Genomic DNA, 6,689 nt, shown 5'->3' on the forward strand with positions numbered 1-6,689 from the left:
CGGTGCAGCGCGGTGATCAGCAGCACCGGTCCGCGATCTGCCCGCAGTTCGCGCACCAGCTTCAGCAGCGGAGTGCCGCTTGGATGACTGGCGGCGACGCTGGCGGCCAGATCCTGGGTGCCCGCCACATGCCGCAACACCACCCGGGCTCCGGTCCGGTGCGCGATCTGTAGCAGCGGAACCGCGAACGGGTCGACCTCCCAGCCGACTTCGACGTGGCCAACCATTTCGCCGTCGACCACGAGGTCGGCGTGTTCGAGACCTTGGGCGGGAGTGGCCGACGGCTCCTGCGCAGGTACCCACCGCAGGCGCGCACCGGTGGCGGGCAACTCATCGGGGTCGGGCTCGGGTGCTTCCTCACCGTGCAGCAGCGCGTCGGCGACTTCATAGACTCGGTCGTCGTCCCAGCCCGAGACATCGCCGCGGGACTGCAACACGGCGCGGTGATCACCGCGCAGCGCAGCGCCGTCGATGACGACCACTTTCACCCGATCGAGGCGACGCAGAGCGCCCGGATCGAGGATCATTTGTCCGTCGTCGGCAAGGCCGCGGCCCAGCACCGCGGCGAAGGACTGACGGCCCATGTGCGCGGCCTTCGGTATTCCGGCCAGCACCGCACCGGCCGCGTCCTCGGGGCCACCGCCGGCGACTAACGCACTCGCGGCCGCGATCAGCGAACCGTTAGCGGCCTGGTTGACATATTCCTCCACCGGCCCGGCCATGGATCCCTTCGCGGTGTCGATGGCTGCATCGATGGCGCCATCGACCACGACGTGCGAAGCCTCGCCCGCCGCTGCGGCTGCCCAGTGGTGCCGTGGGGCCTGCGATTTGGCGCCGGCTGACGAGATGATGGGGACCACCGGGGCTTGCGGCCGGCCAGGGGAGGCCAGCTGCGGCTCGCGGTCTCGCCAGCGGCGACGATGCGCCTCGGCTTCGGAGATCTGCAGGACTCGTTGCATCAGGTTCAAAAGCGGAGTGCCGACGGCCTGGGTCAATCCGTTGGCCGCCGCCGTCGACGCGCTGAGCGCGAGATCGGTGCCCACTCGGCCGAGTCGCGACTCGAGCAATGACACCATCCGCGGTTGATTGTTGAGCAGGGCAGCCGCCGCTCTGGTGGTACGCGGTGCCGCAGGCAACCTGACCACCCAGCCGGTGACTGCGGCGCCGATCGCAACCGCATCGAAGGCCGCGGCGGTGAGCGGCACCAGGATCGCCAACGGGTTACCCGGGTCGGCGAAGGGCGCGGTTCGGATTTCCGGTTCCGGTCCTGCGGCGGCCAGGTCGTCGGCCACGGCGGAAACCACGTCGCGCACCTCATCCAAGACGCGGTCGCTGTCGGCGTCGTCCTCGAGTTCGATCACCAGCCGGCCCAACGAACCCTCGACATGGGCGGTGGCCACACCCCGAACCCTGCGGACCGGCTCTTCGACCATTGCCGCGTAGTCGTGCCAGCGCGGGAACGGCAGCAATGTATCGAGGTCCAGGTGCACCCGCCGCCCGCTTTGCCAACGCAGGGTCGCCGTCGCGCCGTCTCGGCTGCCGTTAGACGAACCACCCGTGCCGAGAAATCGGCCGGCCGATTGACTCACCGAATTCACCACCGGGCCGGCCAGCGTCTGCAGAGCATCTGCGGTGTTCGCAACACCTTCCACGCCGGCTTGCAACATCTCTACTGCTCCGCCGGTTATCCCGCCGACAACGGCGGCTACGCCCGGAACCTTCATTCCTCACCCTTCAAACAACGTCTACCGCGCCCATACTTATGACGTCTTAACGAACTGTCCACACGAAACGCGCCGGGTGGACCTGGCGGCGACTGACTGCGGCAGCAACCCGCCCGACACGGATCACCGGGTTGGCGGCAGACCAAACGCGGAAAACAGCCCGGGATCAAGAAACACGGTCAGTGCGGCGACCCCTGCCGCCCCAGTATCCAGGACATGTATCGAATGCGCCCGCATGACGTTATCGGCGGCCCGCCGGTACTCGGCAACAGCGGGCTGCCCATTGGCGGCAGTGGGGACCATCACGATATCGCCCGCCGGGGCGATGGCGCGGGTGGTGAGGAAGCCCATCACGGCATCGCGCCCGGTGAACCAGGCAGCCAGCGGCGGCATCTCCAGCCTGACGTCGGCTTGCAGCAATTCGGTGAGGGCCGCGACGTCAGCGTTCTCGAAGGCGGCGCAGTACCGGTCGACCAGGGCGCGCAGCTGGGCGTCCTCGGGTTCGGCCACGTTCTCCTCGGCGGGCGCGACCTCGGCGAGATGGGCGCGGGCGCGCTGCAAGGCGCTGTTGATCGCCGCCGGCGTGGATTCGAGAACCTCGGCGGCCTCGGCGGCGCTGAACTGCAGGACATCCCGGAGGATCAGGACAGCACGTTGGCGTGCCGGTAGCTCCTGTAGGGCTGTCACCAATGCCAACCTGATGCTTTCCCGTGCAGCGAACGACGGTTCGGGGGCCAGCGCGTCCGGGAATGGCCCCAGCCAGTCATACGTATCGCCGCTCACGTCGAGGCTGATGTTCGGGTCAACCGAGGCGGCGCCGACGCCGGCCGGCAACACCCGGCGAGCACGGTTCTCCAGAGCCCGCAAGCATGCCGTGGTCGCGATGCGGTACAACCAGGTGCGCAGCGCTGCCCGCTCCTCGAATCTTTCGTATGCACGCCAACCGCGCAGATAGGTCTCCTGAACAAGATCCTCAGCATCATGCGCCGAGCCGAGCATGCGGTAGCAATGCGCGATCAACTCGCCACGATACGGCGCCGCCTGCGCCATGAAATCCTCCTGGGCTGGCACGGTCCTATCTCCTCCGCGTCCTGTGCGGCTCCAAGCGCTACCAATTACTGATACACCCCGCGGCCCAAATTCATCGGTCCGGCGGCGATGAATCGTGGTGGCCGGACGTATCTGCATTAGTGCAGGCATCGAAGTCACCGAGATGCACCGCCGAAAAGGAGCCATGACCATGAGCGCAGCAACCGATGGACTCGCCGGCACGACAGCGATCGTGACCGGTGCGAGCCGAGGATTCGGCCGGGGCATCGCCGCGGCCCTGATGGCAGCGGGTGCACAGGTTGTCGGTGTCGCCCGCAGCCGTGAGCACCTCGACCAGGTATGCGACGTGTTAGGCGACGGCTTCACTGCGGTCGCCGCCGATGCGGCCGATCCAGCGACAGCGAGCCGGCTCGTCGCGGAGCACCGGCCGCGCACGCTGGTGCTGTGCGCCGGGGCCGCTCCACACATCAGCCGGCTATCCGAGCAGAGCTGGCAGACCTTCAGCAAGAACTGGAACGTCGACGTTGCGCAAGCATTCCACTGGATCCGTGAAACACTGCAGCGCCCGCTGGCATCGGGCAGCTCGGTCATCGCGATCTCCAGTGGCGCAGCGGTCAACGGATCGCCACTGAGTGGCGGCTACGCGGGAGCGAAGGCCACCGTCAGGTTCATCACCGGCTACGCCGCCATCGAATCGCAACGGGCCGGACTGGGAATCGACTTCGTGTCGGTTCTCCCGCAGTTGACCCCGGCCACCGACCTAGGCGCGCCGGCAGTGGCGGCCTACGCCGCGTGGGAAGGAGTTGACGTCGACACCTTCTTGAAGAATCGCGGGCCAGTGCTCACCCCTGAACAAGCCGGGAAATCCGTTGTGGAACTAGCGACCGGCGGACATCCGGACCACCTCGCGTACATGCTTAGTGCCGCAGGCCTTTCGCCGCTGGCCTGATCGCACCGAAACCGAAGGGAGACCGCAATGCAAACACCCCCGATCGTGTCGGCGCAGGAGTGGGAGGCTGCACACCGGCAACTGCTTGTGAAGGAGAAGGAGCTGACCCGCGCCCGTGACGCGCTGGCCGCCGAGCGGCGGCGGATGCCGTGGACCCCGGTGGAGGAGGAGTACGAGTTCGACGGACCCGACGGCAAGGTCGACCTGCTGGGCCTCTTTCAGGGTCGCCGTCAGCTGATCGTCTACCGCGCCTTCATTGAGCCCGGCACAGAAGGCTGGCCCGAGCATGGCTGCCGCGGCTGCTCCATGGTGGCGGACCACGTTCCCCACCTTGCTCACTTGAACGCCCGCGACACCACGCTGGTATTCGCCTCGCACGCCCCGCAGACCGACCTCGAGCGCATCAAGGGCCGGATGGGTTGGAAGGTGCCGTGGTACACGATCACCGACAGTTTCGACGCCGACTTCGGCGTGGACGAATGGCACGGCACCAATGCGTTCATCCACGACGGCGGCCAGGTGTTCCGCACCTACTTCATCAACAACCGCGGCGATGAGGCGTTCGAGAATACCTGGACCTACCTCGACATGACGGCGCTCGGCCGCCAGGAGACCTGGGAGGATTCGCCGGAGGGCTACCCGCAGAGTCCCCCTTACGAATGGTGGGACTGGCACGACGCATACGGCGAGCACGTGCCGTCGCGCTGGTTCGGCGATCCTGATCCGACCGATCCCAACGACCCGCGTCCACCGCGCACCTGACATCGCAAGCACGGTCCGCGACCGCAGTAGGTTTTCTTCTGGGAGTGACACCAGAAGGGAGCCGGTATGCCGAGAGCAACCAGTGACGTCTGGGAGGTGCTGTCGACCGCGCGCACGATCCGGCGGTTCACCGACGAACCGGTCGACGACGCCACGCTGACGCGTTGTCTGCAAGCGGCGATGTGGGCGCCGTCCGGCGCCAACGCTCAGGCCTGGCGTTTCATCGTGCTGCGGTCAGCCGAGCAGCGGGCTGTGGTGGCCAAGGCGGCGGCCCACGCCTTGGAGATGATCGAGCCCGTCTACGGGATGAGTCGGCCGGCCGCCGACGACGACAGCCGGCGGGCCCGTACCAACCGCGCGACCTACGAGCTGCACGATCGGGCCGGCGAATTCACGTCAGTTCTGTTCGCGCAGAAGCATTTTCCGACAGCTTCCGAGCTGCTGCTCGGCGGGTCGATCTTTCCGGCGATGCAGAATTTCTTGTTGGCTGCGCGCGCCCAGGGTCTGGGCGCGTGTCTGACCAGCTGGGGTGCTTATGGCGGCGAGCAGCTGCTGCGGAACGCCGTCGGCGTGCCCGACGACTGGATGGTCGCCGGGCACATCGTGGTGGGCTGGCCCAAAGGCAGGCACGGACCGGTGCGTCGCCGGCCGCTAACCGAGGTGGTTAACCTCGACCGCTGGGACGAGCCGGCAGCTGAGTTCGTCAGGCCTTGATGCCGACCGTGATCAAGTCGGAGATGGCCCGGGTTAACAGCGGCCGCCGAACCCGGTGTTGCTCCGCGATGGTCAAGCCGGCGCCCTCGAACAAGCGCCGCATCTCGGCGGGCGACGGGTGGTGCGCCGGCTTCCATTTGCTGGTCGCGGGCCCCTGCAGGAGGAGTTGGCGCGCGCTGAGAGTCGAGACCGCCACCAGCCCGCCGGATGACAGCACCCGGTGGAATTCACGCAACGCCGCGGGTTGGTCGAAGAAGTGAAACGCTGATGTCGTCACGACCGCGTCCAGCGTCCCGTCGTCAAACGGAAGTTGCTCGGCGGGACCACGCAGCCACCGCACACCTGTCGAACGGGCGCGGGCCTGCTTGAGCATGCCCTGAGACATGTCCAGACCGTAGACCTCGCCGGGATGCAGTTCGCGTTCGATGCGGTCAGCTAAAATGCCTGTGCCGCAGGCAATGTCGGCAACCCGCGCAGAGGAGTGCGCGCGTAGCTGCGCAACCACCTCGTCGTGCGCGGGGCGGTATACCCACTGCTGCAAAAACGGCAGGTTGTAGGCCGGGGCCGCCCAACTCCAGAACCCTGTGATGGCGTCGTTGAACCCGCGGCGTTGCGCTGGCGCGGTCACTTGGTCGACGTGTAGTAGATCGTGTCGGCCACCGACACCGAGTCGTTGCCCTGCGGGATCGGCGGACGGCCGAGGTCCGTCAGCAGCTGGCTCATCGGTTTACCAGTCGACCGCCAGCCCAGCGTGTCCAGATAGGCGGCAACGTCGTTGCGATCGCCCTCATATCCGAGTTCGGAGAATTCGAGGTCGAAGCCATGGGCACGCCATTTTTCGGTGGCCCTGCGCATCTTTTCCCGCGCCTGATCGTGGTCGACGTCCGACATGTCCGGGATAGCCTCGGTGGCCAGTCGGCTGCCGGCGGCGCTGAGCGCGGAGATGTTGTCCAGCAAGCGGTCTTGTGCTTCGGGCGGCAGATAACCGAGCAGTCCCTCGGCGATCCAGGCAGTGGGTTGGGTGTGGTCGAAACCCGCCTCGATCAACGCGGCCGGCCAGTCGTTGCGCAGATCGATGGCGACCGCACGGCGGTCGGCTGTCGGCTCGGCGCCCAGATCGGCCAGGGTGGTGGTCTTGAACGCGATCACCTGAGGCTGGTCGACCTCAAATACCGTCATACCGGCGGGCCAGTCCAACCGGTAGGCGCGGGCGTCAAGACCCGACGCCAGGATCACCGCTTGGCGGATTCCGGCCTGCGTCGCCTCGAGGAAGAACGAGTCAAAAAAGCGGGTGCGGACGGCCATCGCCTCGGGCATGTGCTCGAGCTTCCAGCTGGACTCGTCGTCATCGACGTCGGCGGCGGCCAGCTCTCCGCTGGCCAACTTCGTCAGGAAGTCCACCCCGACGGCTCGGACCAGCGGTTCGGCGAACTGGTCATCGATCAGGGGGTTTTCGGCTTTGGTGGCGAGCGCCCGGGCTGCGGCAACCA

Annotated in this window: 6 protein-coding genes and 1 pseudogene; 3 read left to right on the forward strand and 4 right to left on the reverse strand. The window is 67.1% G+C overall.

Features of this window, described 5'->3' with window-relative positions:
- Together WAN71_RS17865 and WAN71_RS17870 are read right to left on the reverse strand one after the other, a co-directional pair.
- Positions 1 to 1,724: pseudogene (locus tag WAN71_RS17865) on the reverse strand (cation-translocating P-type ATPase); the annotation flags it as partial.
- Positions 1,725 to 1,847: 123 nt separating this feature from the next.
- Entirely contained in the window at positions 1,848 to 2,795 is a 948-nt protein-coding gene (locus WAN71_RS17870; protein WP_422226611.1) for a sigma-70 family RNA polymerase sigma factor, read from the reverse strand.
- A 169-nt stretch (positions 2,796 to 2,964) separates the two neighbouring features.
- On the opposite strand from WAN71_RS17870, the gene WAN71_RS17875 reads away from it, so the two are divergent.
- The 3 genes from WAN71_RS17875 (at position 2,965) to WAN71_RS17885 (ending at position 5,199) form a co-directional block, all read left to right on the forward strand.
- Positions 2,965 to 3,723: an SDR family oxidoreductase gene (locus WAN71_RS17875; protein ID WP_422226612.1), complete on the forward strand. Its 759-nt coding sequence runs from the start codon at positions 2,965 to 2,967 to the stop codon at positions 3,721 to 3,723.
- 27 nt (positions 3,724 to 3,750) lie between these two features.
- Positions 3,751 to 4,485, forward strand: coding sequence for a DUF899 domain-containing protein (locus WAN71_RS17880; RefSeq protein ID WP_422226613.1), 735 nt, complete (start codon positions 3,751 to 3,753; stop codon positions 4,483 to 4,485).
- Positions 4,486 to 4,551: 66 nt separating this feature from the next.
- On the forward strand, positions 4,552 to 5,199 hold the full coding sequence (locus tag WAN71_RS17885) for a nitroreductase family protein (RefSeq protein WP_422226614.1): 648 nt from the start codon (positions 4,552 to 4,554) through the stop codon (positions 5,197 to 5,199).
- Here WAN71_RS17885 and WAN71_RS17890 read toward each other — a convergent pair.
- On the reverse strand, positions 5,189 to 5,827 hold the full coding sequence (locus tag WAN71_RS17890; RefSeq protein WP_422226615.1) for a class I SAM-dependent methyltransferase: 639 nt from the start codon (positions 5,825 to 5,827) through the stop codon (positions 5,189 to 5,191). The two genes, WAN71_RS17885 and WAN71_RS17890, sit on opposite strands and share 11 nt — an antisense overlap.
- On the reverse strand, positions 5,824 to 6,689 hold an 866-nt coding region (locus WAN71_RS17895), incomplete at its 5' end, for a class I SAM-dependent methyltransferase (protein ID WP_422226616.1). The genes WAN71_RS17890 and WAN71_RS17895, both read right to left, overlap by 4 nt.

The organism is Mycobacterium sp. (assembly GCF_049280035.1).
Classification (GTDB): Bacteria; Actinomycetota; Actinomycetes; order Mycobacteriales; family Mycobacteriaceae; genus Mycobacterium.

What these genes read in the sequence shown, in the direction of transcription:
- WAN71_RS17875 (WP_422226612.1), top strand. Translation starts at nt 2,965, where the DNA reads ATGAGCGCAGCAACCGATGGACTCGCCGGCACGACAGCGATCGTGACC.
- WAN71_RS17880 (WP_422226613.1), top strand. Translation starts at nt 3,751, where the DNA reads ATGCAAACACCCCCGATCGTGTCGGCGCAGGAGTGGGAGGCTGCACAC.
- WAN71_RS17885 (WP_422226614.1), top strand. Translation starts at nt 4,552, where the DNA reads ATGCCGAGAGCAACCAGTGACGTCTGGGAGGTGCTGTCGACCGCGCGC.